Origin of the sequence: Brevibacillus parabrevis, assembly GCF_003710905.1 — a bacterium.
Lineage (GTDB): Bacteria > Bacillota > Bacilli > Brevibacillales > Brevibacillaceae > Brevibacillus > Brevibacillus parabrevis.
On the sequence record NZ_RHHV01000019.1, the window covers coordinates 53,691 to 67,430 of the forward strand.

Below are 13,740 nucleotides of genomic sequence, written 5' to 3' on the forward strand. Positions count from 1 at the left end.
GGTTATGGATAGTATCCGGCACGAAAAGGAGTTTATGCGAAAAAAAGCCACCCGAAGCAATCAGGTGGCAAATCAGGTATAGCTATTAGCGTGTAACAGGCTGCTCCGTACGCAGCAGACGAAAAGCGATCAGCCGCTCCCGCACCTTGATCCCGATCACGGCGGCGAGTACAGCTTTGATCACGCCTACAACCAAAAACGGCGTAGCGCCGAACGCAACCGCTTTGTCCCAAGGGATATCCAGAACGAATTTGAGCTGGACGGTTCCAAAAGCGAGTGTCACGAACATGCCGATGACGTTGGCAATAACGGCGCTTTTCAGAGTGAAGCCCATCTTTTCCAAATACCATCCCGTCACAAAAGCAGTCGCGATGAATCCGAAAATGTATCCGCCAGTCTTGCCGACCAATACTTGCACGCCACCGCTCGCTTCCGTAAAGACAGGCAGGCCGACTGCTCCGAGCAGTACGTAAATCAAAAGCGCAAGTGTGCCGTAGCGGCTGCCCAGAATCGTCGCCGTCAAACCGACAGCCAGCGTCTGTGCCGTGATCGGAATGAGCGGCAAAGGAATCGTCACCTGCGACAGCACCGCTGTGACAGCAGCAAAAATGGCGGACAACAGGAGCCATCTCAAACGTTCGTTTCTCATGCGTAGTATCCTCCAATGTTAACTAAAAGTATAATAAGGTTAACAAAATGATAATACGCACGAAGAGAAATGTAAATCCCCTATGTTTGATCGACATGTCGTTGCAGACCCGCAAGCGATTGAATCGTGTGCTCGATCAGCTCGCGCAGGTCGTCAATGTTGCCTTCGTCGATCTTGCGGTGAAAATCCAGGGTGATGCGGTTCGTTACTACCGTTGGCGGCCATTCGATCCGATGCTCCGGCAGTTTGGCGGACAGTGTTTGCGTAATGTAGGGGCGCTGACCCCAGATTTCATTGAGCAGCGTGGTGATTTTGTTCGCTTCGCTCGGGATGTCGTCCGGATTTGGCAGCTGCAAATGAAAATGAATGCAGATCGTGCAGCCGACATGCTCCACGAGCGGCTGTTCCAGCTGTTCCGAGGCGATGTCGCCGAGGCTCGTGCGCAGCTGCATTTGCGCCCGCACGGCTTTTTCGCCTGCCGCCTGTTCGGCCAGCTTGAACTCAATCTGGAACAGCCGCTGGAAAGTAGCCATATCCATGACATCTGATCGTCCGGTAATGGTGATCGCTCCGTCAAAATCGCGGTCGTACACCGCTCCTTCCAGCACCACCCGGATGTTGTCAAAGATGAGTGGATGAAACACGAAGCATCCTCCTTTCCTTTTCCTGACTTGATTGATATATCCTCGAACAGCTCTTCGTATCTAGCATGCCTGCTTTCTTGCGCTTTTGCAAGCGAGAGACGACTTCGCCATAGCGAAAAGCAACCCGGGAATGTTACCATGGAAAGGAACCAACGTCAGAGGTGACCCACATGTTTCTCATTGGAATTTTAGTCGTCGTTGCGATTTTCGGTGAACTCTTTCACAGATTAAACCCTTGGAAAAAGCCCGAGCCGGCCTATGACGAGCTGGTCGCCCAAATCAAAACAACTGATTGGTACAGAGAGCTTGCCAGCGACGAGGCTTGCTGCCGTGTGCTGGAGAACGATCCGCACGTCCAAGCCTATTATGCCAGCACTTACGAAGCCCAGCGCCTTTTGACACAGGAGGGCTTTCAACTGGGCCTGATCGACTACGTCAAGGAACAGGCCGCCAGCACCTCGCCCAAATCGCACTGAACGGCAAAGCGCCGCTGCCAGGAGAGCAGCGGTTTTTTTGTATGCAATTTTAACGAAACGTTTGGAGTGGCAGGCAAGAAAAAGCCATTGCCTGAGCAGTCCTGCCTGTCCTTTACTTGTCTTTGATTAAGAGGAATTTAATGACAATCGAGACAAAAAGCTTTCTTGAAAAGAAAAAGGTACACCTTCCGGGCTGCCGCCTCGTGGTATACCTGTTCTATCCTGTATTCATCTGCTTACCGTTTTTGGTGATAGTGCTTGTAAGCATCGAAGGATGCCTCTTCTTGGCAAGTGAAGCACTCGTTTGCGTACGATTCAGCCTGTTCGTTGATGGTTTGGCCGCAAGCAGCGCAGCATTTTGCTTCGAGATTTCGGTAAAAAGAAGTGATTGGCGTCATAATTTTTAACCCCCCGTGTGTTGTTATCTGTATTGTATTACAACAGCACCTGTTTTATAAAAGTTTGTTATAATACATTATGGCGTTTTATCTTCATCTCTCGCGCAAATGCTCCCGCTCGCTTCATTTTTCGCTGTATTCATACATTTTTGCAAATTCACCTTCTGTTGTAACACAATCGCCTTAGATCAACAGATTGAACAAATACGGATCGTTGGTAATCTCCACATAGCGGATGCCGTGTTGTTTCATCCGGCTGATCAGAGGCTGGTAGTCCTCCTGGCACTTCATTTCAATCCCGACGAGCGCCGGGCCGTTATCCTTGTTGTTCTTCTTCGTGTACTCAAAGCGCGTGATGTCATCGTGCGGGCCGAGCACCTTTTCCATAAACTCGCGCAAAGCTCCGGCGCGCTGCGGGAAATTAATGACGAAATAATGCTTCAGCCCCTCATGCAGCAAAGAACGCTCTTTGATCTCCTGCATCCGGTCGATGTCGTTGTTTCCTCCGCTAATGATACAGACCACATTTTTCCCCCTGATTTGGTCCCGGTAGTAATCAAGGGCGGCAATCGACAAGGCACCGGCAGGCTCTACCACGATCGCACTGCTGTTATACAACTCCAAAATCGTCGTGCATACTTTGCCCTCCGGCACCAGCACAACATCATTCAACACATCGCGGCAAATGCTCATAGTCAGTTGTCCCACCTGCTTGACTGCGGCTCCATCCACGAACTTGTCGATTTCATCGAGCGTCACGACGTCATCTCGCTCCAACGCCGCTTTCATCGACGCCGCTCCCGCAGGCTCCACTCCGATGATTTGCGTATTCGGGCTGATTCCTTTTACATATGTGCCCACCCCGGCAGCCAGACCACCGCCACCGATGCTCATGAACACAAAATCCGCAGGCTCTTCCAAATCGTTCATGATCTCCAGCCCCACCGTTCCTTGTCCAGCCACTACCAGCGGATCGTCAAACGGATGGACAAACGTCCGGTCTTCCTGAATGCAATATTTCATCGCTTCTGCGAACGAGTCGTCAAATGTATCCCCGATCAGCACAACCTCCACGTAGGAGCCGCCGAACCGTTTGACCTGGGAAACTTTTTGCCGCGGCGTTGTCGTCGGCATAAAAATCGTGCCGAGGATTTGCAGATGCTGGCAAGAGTAAGCTACCCCTTGCGCGTGGTTGCCCGCACTCGCGCATACAACGCCGCGCTCCCGCTCCTGCAAAGACAAGCTCCGCATAAAATGGTAGGCTCCACGAATTTTAAAAGAACGGACGACCTGCAAATCTTCCCGCTTCAAATACACGTTGCAGCCATAGCGCTCAGACAGGACATTATTTTTTTGCAGCGGCGTCTTCTCGACAACATCTTTTAACCCGTGGTTGGCAACCACAATCTCTTCCACTCTCACTATAGACATATCTCTCTTGCTCCTCCCAAACGTTGGTTGTCTCTTTTTTCACTTGCCCAGTCAAAAGAAAAGCCTTCACCTCGCCAGCGTCGCTTAAATGCGCACGGCTGGCTGAGGCGAAGGCATCGCGGTACCACTCAGCTTCTCTGTCTTCCTCACGAAAAACAGACTTAATAGAAGTTCCACGATGGGAACCCCCGTCCGGGTAACGGAGACGAATCCGTTGTCCTCTACTTGCAGCTTTTTGCGACTGCGTTCTAGGGCACTGCTCCAAGGTGATTTTCAAAACAGGCTGGGCGTCCGTTCTTTCAGCACGGGGAACGGCTCTCTGCACGCTGCTCTCTGCTCCTACTCTTCCTTTTCTACGCAACTGATAACAAACTATTCAAATTATTAGTTACAAATTATAATGCGAGTCTGTTTTCTTGTCAAACAAAACCGATATTCCATTTGGTCTGGTTGCATGCAAAAAGAAGGAGAAAGCCCGCTTGCGAGTGGCTCTCTCCTTCTTTTTGGTGGGTCGCAAATTTATACCGCTTCGTAAATCGCTTCGTAGCGCTTGCCGATTTCTTCATCAGTCAAGCCAGCTTCACGCAGGCGTCCAATCAGTGCATTTGCCCAGATTTCTGTGCGTTGCGCCATTTTTGCGTATTTTTTCGCTTCCTTCACTTTGCGCTTGGAGCGATCTTCACCGTTCGATTTGAGATTGTCCAAGATAAACAGCATGCGCATGCTATCTTCCTCGTTCAACTCTTTCCAGTTGTCGTTCAAAAACGCGACTACTTGTTTGTAGTACCCGTCAAACTCATCGAAGGAAATCTCGGTATCCATGTTGAGATACTCTTTCATTTTGTCGAATAGCTCTTGCATCTAGCGTCACAACTCCCTCAGTATTCTCCGCCCCATTATAACAAAAACAAGCCTGCACAGGAAGTTGCCATTATTTGTGAACATATCGGCAGATCCGATCTGCGCCCTCCCCATGCAACAAGTCCGGGAATGGACTATAATGAGGAGATACTGAAATGCTCTGAGGAGAACAAAATGACTACATCGAAAAAGGAACAAGAAACAAGCATACGCGTCGGCCAGCAAATGACGCTCACCATAAAAAGCCTGGGGATCAACGGCGAAGGAATCGGTTATTTCAAAAGAAAGATCGTATTCGTAGAAGGGGCGCTCCCAGGAGAGGTCGTGCACGCAGAAGTGACGGAAGCGCGGGAAAAATTCGCGACAGCTCGGCTGCTTCGCGTGGTGGAAAAATCAAAAGATCGCGCCACTCCCCCCTGTCCGGTGTACAAGGAATGCGGCGGATGCAGCTTGCAGCATCTGGACTATGCGGCACAGCTTGCAAGCAAGCAGGAAATCGTCATCGAGTCGCTGCGCAAGTACGCCCGCCTGCCTGAACCGCCTGTCGCCCCGACTATCGGGATGGACAATCCGTGGTCGTACCGCAACAAGGCACAATTCCAGGTCGGCAAGCAAAACGGGAAGCTCATCGCCGGACTGTACCAGACAGGCAGCCACAAGCTCGTCGATCTGGAAGGCTGCCAGGTGCAACATGAGGCGACGACGAAGATCGTGCAAGCCGCTAAAAAAATCATCGAAGAGCTGGGCATCCCTGTGTACGACGAAAGAAAGCGAACAGGCGTCATCCGCACGATCGTGGCGAGGGTCGCTTTTGCCACAGGCGAGACGCAGTTGACGCTCGTAACGGCCACAAAAGAAATTCCCCGCGTCAAAGAGCTGCTCCTGGAGCTGCGCACCCGCCTGCCCGAGCTGGTCAGCATCGCGCAAAACGTGAACGCGCAAAAAACATCGCTTGTCTTCGGCGACCAGACGCTCTCCCTATGGGGCAGACCTTCTATCGCGGAAAAGCTCGGGGAACTGTCGTTTGATTTGTCCGCCCGCGCCTTTTTCCAACTGAATCCGGAGCAGACGCAAAAGCTGTACGATCAGGTCAAAAAGGCGGCTGCCTTGACGGGCAAGGAACTGGTGCTCGATCTGTACTGCGGCACCGGAACGATCGGCCTCTGGCTCGCCCCGCACGCGCGCGAGGTGCGCGGCATCGAGCTGATCCCGGAAGCCGTAGAAGACGCCAACCGCAACGCCGTGCGCAACCAGGCCACAAACGCAAGCTTCCACGTAGGCCGCGCCGAAGTGCTCATGCCGAAATGGGCCAAGCAAGGCACCCGCCCAGACGTCGTCGTAGTCGACCCGCCCCGTACCGGGCTGGATGACGCGCTGATCCGCTCTTTGCTGGACGTGCAGCCGAAGAAGATCGTGTACGTGTCCTGCAACCCATCGACGCTGGCGAAGGACATTGCGAAGCTGATGCAGCGGTATGAGTTGAAAAGCGTGCAGCCGGTGGATATGTTTCCGCATACGGCGCATGTGGAGAGTGTGGCTCTTCTTCAACTTAAATGAGTTACTATAACCCTTGTCAAATCAAGGGTTTTTCTTTTTTCTATGCTCGTTTTAAAGTCGAGGATACCAGCATGACCACATATTGACCACAATAACTCTCGTATCAAACAGAATTGGCAAACACCATAATGCAAAAAGCCACTATCCAGTGGTAAACTGAATAGTGACTTCCGTCCGCCAAGCACTATGTTTCTAGAAATATATTACCAGAAATATATTTCATAACCCAAATATGAACTGTAATATATCTTAACTTTCCGCCAAATGATTTATGGCGTATAATACGAAGAGATTGGGGTAGGGGTATTAATTGATTTCCACTGTTGTAATTGCGGTGGTCTATAGGAATGTCAGTAGCACATTCCGTTGTACTAGTTAACTTTATCGCGTAAATTGTTTTATCTGTATCGCGCTAATTAATAAGGTAGAATTAACCCTCCCCTTTCTTTCTGTTAATAGAATATGGAGTGTATATAAATGTCATATTTCCGAGCCAAGCCAACACTGCAAGCAAGTGATGCTAAGTTAGTATCCTCCCTTAAATCCCTGCAAAACTTTGATGACGTAGCTTCTTTGCTGGAAGTAACCCCCAAACATCTTCGTTACATCCTTTTCGAGAAAAAGGTTTCTGGCTATTATAAATGTTTTGATATTCCCAAAAAATCCGGTGGTTCTCGTAAAATATGGGCTCCCCAGGGCTCGTTAAAGATACTTCAAGAAAAGTTGAATAAAATCTTCAGTTTGACTTACAAACCAAATATCACATCACATGGGTTTGTAAAAGATCGTGGTATAGTTTCAAATGCCACAGTTCATCTAAGAAAGCGTCATGTGTTAAATTTTGATATTGAGGACTTCTTTCACAGAATAAACTTCGGACGTGTTCGAGGTGTACTTAAATCATTTTTTGGTATGAGTTGGGATGCCGCTACTGTGATAGCAAATATCTGTTGCTACAATAATGTACTTCCTCAAGGAGCACCAACATCCCCAATTATTTCTAATATGATTTGCTTTAACATGGATATGGAAATGAGGAAATTAGCAAAAAAACATAATTGTCATTATACCCGTTATGCTGATGACCTTACATTTTCTACAACTCGCCAGACCTTTCCTAGTGCAATTGCACACTTGGATGAGGAAAGGGTGGTATATTTAGGTTCAAAAATTCAAAAAATCCTTGATAACAATGATTTTGCAGTTAAGAAAAGCAAGACTCGTTTAAACAATCGTGACCAAAATTTAAGTGTTACCGGCATTACAGTGAACAAAATCACAAACGTGGAAAGAAACTATATTAAAAAAGTTCGTGCGATCTTAAAATGTTTAGAATCACACCCACTTTCGGAGGCACAAAAAATATTTGAAAGCAAGTACTATTCAAAGCCGGGGAAAAAGAATGCGGAAATCATGAACGTCGTAAAAGGAATGATTTCGCATATCGGGTATGTGAAAGGTAAGCAAGATCCGATTTATGAGAAGTTGGCCCGCAGATACAATCGTCTGGCAGGCATAGAAACTTTGAAAGTTGGCGAAGCATTTTTAAAAGATTGGTCACAAAACGTTTTTGTTATAGAAGTGGGTTATGATAATTCTGGGGTTTTTGATCCCCAGCAACAAGGTACTGGTTTCTTTTTAAAAGATGTTGGTTTCGTAACCAATCATCATGTCGTAAAAGAGTATATCGATGATCCTGATATATATGAAATTAGAGTGCACAGATCGAGATATAATAAAAAGTGCTTTCAAGCAAAGGTCAAGATGTACTGTAAGGAACGTGATATTGCAATATTAGAGATAGATGGGTTTAACATAACTGGATTTGACTATGATTTAATTAATTATGACGGTCAAAGTATAAAAGTAATAGGATATCCTCGCTATGGTCACGAGGATTCATTATTTGTTGATCAAGGAACTATTGTCCAATATCGATCAGAATTTATGCGAACCATATACAATAAAAAAACACAGGAACTAGGGCTTTATCAGGAACGAATTATTTGTAGTGCAAGAATTATTTACGGAAATAGTGGCGGTCCAGTCATAAATACGAGAGGGCAAGTTATCGGAATTGCTACAAAAGGGTTCAGTAATGTAAGCAAAAAAGAGGAAGATGACGATTCATCAGCTGCGAGTTATCTGGTTAAAATCGGAGATGTATTCGATATGATAGGGGAAAAGGAGGAGTCAGTTCCCTCTCCTGTATCAGCAATATAAAACTGTATTATCTCAGGAGCTGCTTCGGCAGCTCCCTTTTTTTACTCAATGGTTGCAAACAGCTTTATTAATTTTCGGTACCTATCCCTTGCGGAGGATCAAACTCCGTATCAAAAATTGTGACGGGACGGATTCGGGCTATTTCATCATGCCCTAGAAATGTTACCTTACCAATCCTTGTACGGCGAATCCAGATGCCATCAAATGCTTGTTTGGCCAACGACATGGGTAGTCCAAAGCGCTCCTTATAGAATTGAGCATTTGGTTCTGTTTCAATTCCGATTAGTCTATAGCCTTGAACAGTTTCATATACTTTTTCTTGCATTTCCTAACTCCCCTTTCATCTTGATGCTTCGTTTCGCATCACATCGCACCGATCAAACAAACCAAAGGCTTTTCTTGCGTTCTAACGATCTTCGCCTTTTGTTCAATGCTACTTCGATAGCATCCGGATTTAACTTTTGTGGATGCTTTTCAACGTTTATCTGATAATAGTACAAGCATGGATCATTACGCTCTTTAAGCTCTTGTACCTTAAATCTCTTTACACCGCTATGGAATCCGATTGCTTGTAACCTTCCTGACGCTTCGTTAAACTCGTGTACGGTTACGTTAAGAGCGCTACGCAGTTCCGCTGCTCGCATTGTCGAGATACCATTAACCGAACTATCAATCATTAAATCAGCAAGCTTTATTACCGTTTCTTGTACTCTCTGTTCATATATTGCTTTGCGATCCGACTTCAAAAATTTCACTTCCTATCCCTGTCTAAAATTCTTCTTGGTCAATAAGACCTTCCTTTTCTGCCTCTAAGACTATTCTGGAATTCAACGAGTACTGAATAAATTTTTGGACAACCTCGATGTTTCTTTTTTCTTCGAATGGTGCCCCCAAAGCTATAACGCTTCCGATGGTATCCAGTATAGATAACATGTATCTATCAAATAGTTCATGATCTCCGTCTGTATCATGTTTTAAATCTATAGAACGAATCAAATGCTTTATTGCTGCTAACCTAAGATCCGATCTCCAATAGTTCTCTCGTTCCCCCTGTATAATCAATGAAAGCGTCAAACCATTCTCATTTCCCGATCCTGTTATATCAAACGGTTTGTTAATGTCAAAACCCATTTCAGTTATCATAGAAACAAAATTCGATCTATTTCTCATTTTAGCCTCCTACGTAAATAAATTAATTGGATCAGTCACACCCAAAGGCGTCGTTTAACGCCGCCTTTGGGGCTTGGCCCTGTATTCCCCGAGAGCAAATACAAGGAACCCTTAATCTGTCCTGCTCGAATATCAGAACTTAAAGCATTAGAATACTCCCTACAGCAGCATTAACCTACTGTCCACTATCACCTCATCATTCGTAATCTCTATACTCCCATTCTGCATCATCTAAATCGAGTTGTTCCAAAATCTTACTCCTTTCATCAAAAAAATTAACATCCTTATACCAATAGTCCTGATATTTCAAAATAACTGCCTTCGCTCTACGATGTACTTCAACATCACTAACAGAATTTAAATCCGTTCCTGACATAAGTTCGAGATATGCAAAGATAAGAAACTCCGTGTAACCTTCAAAACCCACATCATCCATAGTTTCTAAAAAAATTGCTTGCTCTCTAGTCATCATTTGATTTTCCCTCCGATTTCAATGCTGTTTCAAACTTTCTTGCTGCCTCTTTTTGCATGTCACTTGTCACATGACTATACACATTCATCGTCATCGCTGCGTTTGAATGCCCTAAACGTTCTGAAACAATCTTTACATGTTCCCCTATCTTTAGGAGTATCGTAGCGTGTGTATGGCGTTGATCATGAAAGCGAATCTTTGGCACATTAGCCTTCTCTATGGTTCGTCGAAAGTGTCCTGTCAAACTTCGCGGATTAATTGGTCTACCTAATTCATTAGCTGCAATTAAGTCGTAATCTTCGTATGCAGTTCCCATTTCTATTTTGTGGTTCTCCTGTTCAAAACGATAGAACTTTAATATCTCGACCACTGAATCTGGTATGGACACCAAACGGTTTGAACGACTTGTTTTAGGCTCTAAGAAATGAAATTGCTGGTTAGAGTAATACAGCGTGTGACAGACACTAATTTTTCCCTGATTCAGATCGCAATCCTTCCAACGTAGTGATAATATCTCTCCCCTTCTAAGCCCCGTATACAAAGCTAATAGATACACAATGTAGTAGGTCTGGTTATCCTCTTTAGCCACTTCTAAAAAACGGACGGCTTCGTTAATTGACCACGTCCTTTGTTCTTTACGTCCGATCCTCGGTGGAACAGCAAGTGCGACTGCATTTTTCGTAATATTCTGTAGTCTGACTTGATAAGTGAAAAAACTCTTTAATATGGAATGCAGATACCGAATATATTCTGGTGACAGTCCTTCTTTCACCAACGTCAAATAGTAAGATTGAATATGATCTACTTGAACGTCTTTTAGTTTCAAACTACCCAATGCAGGGATTATTCGTTTCAATATTGCCTTAGAGTAATTCTCATAGGTTGAGATACGCAAGGTTGACTGTAATATAGTCTGAAGCCATGTTTCCATAGCTTCCTGTACCGTCTTTTTACTTGGCTCCAGATAATCTCCCTTAGTTAGTTGCGTGATCAATTCAGCACACGCTTGTTCAGCCTCTCTCTTGGTTTTGAAACCGCCTTTTGTCTTCTGGTTTCTTGTGCCGTCCGGCTTTCTCCCAATATCCACTGTGAATGACCAATAACTGCCACGCTTGCGAAAGTAACCTTTCATGACTTACTCCTTCTAGGTGTATTGCTCATTTAACCATTTGAACAAAGCTTCTCTTGTAACTCGCTTGCATCGACCTATACGAATTAATGGAAAACCCGATTTCTCCATGATTTCATAAGCCACTCTTTTGGAAACACCGATGATTTCAGCGATATGAGTTGCAGTTAATACCAAAGGATATGCTTCAAGAGTCGTCGCTTTATTGCTCATTGATTTTTCCTCCAAATCCATATAAGCTAGTCATTGAATAAGTATTTTTTTCTTCTACGTTCTTTCTCTTCTTGGAAAGACGTATTTTTTTTGTTTAAACCGATCTCAGCCCAGGATTGAAATAACCTTGCTGTATCCTCAATTGAATCATGGTTCCCTACAGCAGCAATTGAAAGTAGTATACCTGCTCCCTGATCCAATAACTGTTTCATACTGCCTTGTTTAACAAGCTCTCTAGTTAATGGTGATGCCATGTATTCCATGCCTGCTTTTTGAATAACAGCCCACTTCCGTTTTAATTTCCAACGGGAAACATTGTCTTGTGTCGGTTGCCTGATAGTCAGCCATTCACGAGTCAGGTATGCCCATAAACCACTCTCCTTCTCCAGCAAATCATCAATAGTGTGAATCGCGAATTCCTTTAACACCTCCCTTCGCAGTTGAAATTCTACTCTCCAAACATCTTTATCATCATTCCATCCGTGCTCTCGCCAGATCTGTTTGAACCAATCCTTTCCAGACTTTTGTATCTCCATCGTTTTGTTGTAGATTCGCGCTAATAATGGGCCGCCTATACCAACTCGGAAACCACTGAACTTTCGTCCGTTCGTGTATTCCCCACTTACAAAACAATCTTCCTTTTTTCTCGCTCTAGTTATCACCCCTTTTGTATCAATTTGTTTAAACGTTACTGAATCACTATCGGCGCATATATCCACACGAGAGATTTGATTTCGATAGTAGGAATCTGTTAATGATTCAAACCATCCTGCAAAGTTTTTATAAGCACCAGCCAAACCAAATGACCATATGTAACCAGATAAAAAATGAACAAATACAGGAGGATTCGTTTTCAATTCCTTATCGGCGAAAAAAATGATAAAGTCATCACAAGACAATCTATAGGGATATAGACGCTTTCCAGTCCTGTGAACGGTCAATGCAACGTTGTTTATGAAAAATGTCTGTTCTATCCCTGATTCTTGTGCCTCCTCCTTTAGCTTCTTGAACACATCCAGATGAGGTCTGAGACTAGATTCGTAGTTTTCAATTTTTAAACCAAATTCGATAGTGTCAAAACCCTTTACTATCAAGGCATCTACCACCTTTGGGTTGTAATTAGAGCCTAGCATGTTATATGGGTTGCTAGGCTAAGCGATAGGCTAACGCCTCAGCCCTGACATGGAGCCTCTGCGAGTGTGCAGGACAAGGCTTAGCGGTCAAGCCAAGTGCGGGCTTGTCCGCTAAACCAGCCTGGCACATCTCGCTTCTCCATATCAAGGCCAAGCCAGTACTCCGCTTCGCTCCATACTGGTATCGGCTGCGCTACTTCGTCGCTTGCCGGGCTATCGCAATTTTTTCTAAAATCTTTTTCTCAAGGCCAATTTGAATTGCCCTAGATTTTGCAAGCATTTGTAAGTACTTTTCAACTTCGGTAAAACAAGAGTCGAGTGAATGGTTATTATTCAAAATCAAAAATTCACCTCACTTACATTCCGTTGTATAATCGAACCAATAGCTTAATGAATATTTTTCCTACAAGCACATAGTATATCTTATTGTCAAAATGTGCAATATGAAATTGTGTAAAGAAACAATTTCATTGTCCTTTTTATAAACGAATCATTGTTTGGAGTGGTTTTATGGGATATTATGAAAGTCTTTCAAACATCATAAAAGAGAGTGGTAAAACCCTTAAGGAGCTATCAGAGGAATGTAGAAAAGAAGGGGTTAAAATTGATCCTTCATATATCAGTAAATTACAGACAAGAAAACTACCTCCAGCTTCTGAAGAAATTAATACCGCTATTGCGAAAGCTTGTAATGCTGATGTAGACCTTTTACTTTACGAAGCTTACATGGAGGAAGCTCCCTTATTAATAAAATCATATATCACCAAATCATTAGCGAGTTTCAAACAAGTTAGCAAAGCAATTCTATCTACTCAGCTTCCTGAAAACATGCTCTCTTTAATAGATGAACAGTTAAATAAATTACCCGATGTATTTTTTATTAAACAGTTCTTAGAACAAGAGGTTCCCCAAGTTGGGCATAATGATTTTTTTATTGCTAAGGACCAGAACAATACAGATGTAAAGTATCTATTAAGTCATTTGCTAGATACTAAGATGTTAGATAATTCAATGGAGCCTCGTATACCTATGGGCTCAAAAATACATTTGGATAATCCTGATAAAGTTAAAAGCGGTGACTTTGTGGCTGTTAAGTTGGATGATGACATTCATGTTGTACGTAGATTAGTTATAGTCGATGACCAGATACTGTTATTGAGTGAAAATCTGGAGTATCCTCCGATAATCATATCCAATAAAGACTCATTACAAATTGTAGGTAAAGTAAAAGCGGTGACTATTGACGTTTAGCTTATCAATAAGAAACACCAATCTGGTTAGAAATTACAAACGTAGTTGTATATGTGTAGTATGTAATATCATACAATTACAACATACTACAGGAGACGATACGGAAAGAGGCGCGGGGCAAAGCCCTCGCGCC

The 13,740-nt window shown here is 44.3% G+C and carries 16 protein-coding genes; 4 read left to right on the plus strand and 12 right to left on the minus strand.

Going from position 1 to position 13,740, the window contains the following annotated elements; genetic code table 11:
* Window positions 1-85 precede the first annotated feature (85 nt).
* Window positions 86-649 (minus strand): biotin transporter BioY, encoded by a 564-nt coding sequence (locus tag EDM60_RS23855; protein WP_122966166.1) that lies wholly within the window; start codon window positions 647-649, stop codon window positions 86-88.
* 80 nt (window positions 650-729) lie between these two features.
* Window positions 730-1,293 carry a hypothetical protein gene (locus EDM60_RS23860; protein WP_122966167.1) on the minus strand — a complete coding sequence of 188 codons (564 nt, stop codon included), beginning with the start codon at window positions 1,291-1,293 and terminating at the stop codon, window positions 730-732.
* A gap of 170 nt (window positions 1,294-1,463) precedes the next feature.
* On the opposite strand from EDM60_RS23860, the gene EDM60_RS23865 reads away from it, so the two are divergent.
* Window positions 1,464-1,769 carry a hypothetical protein gene (locus EDM60_RS23865; RefSeq protein WP_122966168.1) on the plus strand — a complete coding sequence of 102 codons (306 nt, stop codon included), beginning with the start codon at window positions 1,464-1,466 and terminating at the stop codon, window positions 1,767-1,769.
* 236 nt (window positions 1,770-2,005) lie between these two features.
* Here EDM60_RS23865 and yhfH read toward each other — a convergent pair whose 3' ends face one another.
* The 3 genes from yhfH to EDM60_RS23880 form a co-directional block, all read right to left on the minus strand.
* Window positions 2,006-2,167: a protein YhfH gene (gene yhfH / locus EDM60_RS29500; protein ID WP_083955695.1), complete on the minus strand. Its 162-nt coding sequence runs from the start codon at window positions 2,165-2,167 to the stop codon at window positions 2,006-2,008.
* 183 nt (window positions 2,168-2,350) lie between these two features.
* Window positions 2,351-3,598, minus strand: a complete 1,248-nt coding sequence (gene ilvA / locus EDM60_RS23875; protein ID WP_122966169.1) for a threonine ammonia-lyase IlvA — start codon at window positions 3,596-3,598, stop codon at window positions 2,351-2,353.
* Between the two features lie 519 nt (window positions 3,599-4,117).
* Entirely contained in the window at window positions 4,118-4,459 is a 342-nt protein-coding gene (locus EDM60_RS23880; protein ID WP_063228784.1) for a hypothetical protein, read from the minus strand.
* A gap of 174 nt (window positions 4,460-4,633) precedes the next feature.
* Here EDM60_RS23880 and rlmD point away from each other — a divergent pair, with 174 nt between their 5' ends.
* Window positions 4,634-6,016, plus strand: a complete 1,383-nt coding sequence (rlmD, locus tag EDM60_RS23885; RefSeq protein WP_122966170.1) for a 23S rRNA (uracil(1939)-C(5))-methyltransferase RlmD — start codon at window positions 4,634-4,636, stop codon at window positions 6,014-6,016.
* A gap of 477 nt (window positions 6,017-6,493) precedes the next feature.
* Window positions 6,494-8,239 carry a trypsin-like peptidase domain-containing protein gene (locus tag EDM60_RS23890; protein WP_122966171.1) on the plus strand — a complete coding sequence of 582 codons (1,746 nt, stop codon included), beginning with the start codon at window positions 6,494-6,496 and terminating at the stop codon, window positions 8,237-8,239.
* Window positions 8,240-8,306: 67 nt separating this feature from the next.
* Here the strand turns inward: EDM60_RS23890 and EDM60_RS23895 are convergent, their stop codons facing one another.
* From EDM60_RS23895 to EDM60_RS23925, 7 genes are all read right to left on the minus strand, one after another.
* A complete protein-coding gene (locus EDM60_RS23895; RefSeq protein WP_122966172.1) occupies window positions 8,307-8,564 on the minus strand; it encodes a hypothetical protein in 258 nt (85 codons plus the stop codon).
* Window positions 8,565-8,616: 52 nt separating this feature from the next.
* Window positions 8,617-8,985, minus strand: a complete 369-nt coding sequence (locus EDM60_RS23900) for a hypothetical protein (protein WP_122966173.1) — start codon at window positions 8,983-8,985, stop codon at window positions 8,617-8,619.
* A 22-nt stretch (window positions 8,986-9,007) separates the two neighbouring features.
* Window positions 9,008-9,409, minus strand: coding sequence for a hypothetical protein (locus EDM60_RS23905; protein ID WP_122966174.1), 402 nt, complete (start codon window positions 9,407-9,409; stop codon window positions 9,008-9,010).
* Between the two features lie 196 nt (window positions 9,410-9,605).
* Window positions 9,606-9,881, minus strand: a complete 276-nt coding sequence (locus tag EDM60_RS23910; RefSeq protein WP_122966175.1) for a hypothetical protein — start codon at window positions 9,879-9,881, stop codon at window positions 9,606-9,608.
* Window positions 9,871-11,013, minus strand: coding sequence for a site-specific integrase (locus EDM60_RS23915; RefSeq protein WP_122966176.1), 1,143 nt, complete (start codon window positions 11,011-11,013; stop codon window positions 9,871-9,873). The genes EDM60_RS23910 and EDM60_RS23915 overlap by 11 nt, the downstream gene beginning before the upstream one ends.
* Window positions 11,014-11,025: 12 nt before the next feature.
* Window positions 11,026-11,223, minus strand: a complete 198-nt coding sequence (locus EDM60_RS23920) for a helix-turn-helix domain-containing protein (protein WP_122966177.1) — start codon at window positions 11,221-11,223, stop codon at window positions 11,026-11,028.
* 26 nt (window positions 11,224-11,249) lie between these two features.
* Window positions 11,250-12,317 carry a replication initiation factor gene (locus EDM60_RS23925; RefSeq protein WP_122966178.1) on the minus strand — a complete coding sequence of 356 codons (1,068 nt, stop codon included), beginning with the start codon at window positions 12,315-12,317 and terminating at the stop codon, window positions 11,250-11,252.
* A gap of 549 nt (window positions 12,318-12,866) precedes the next feature.
* On the opposite strand from EDM60_RS23925, the gene EDM60_RS23930 reads away from it, so the two are divergent.
* On the plus strand, window positions 12,867-13,607 hold the full coding sequence (locus tag EDM60_RS23930; protein ID WP_122966179.1) for a S24 family peptidase: 741 nt from the start codon (window positions 12,867-12,869) through the stop codon (window positions 13,605-13,607).
* Window positions 13,608-13,740: the final 133 nt, after the last annotated feature.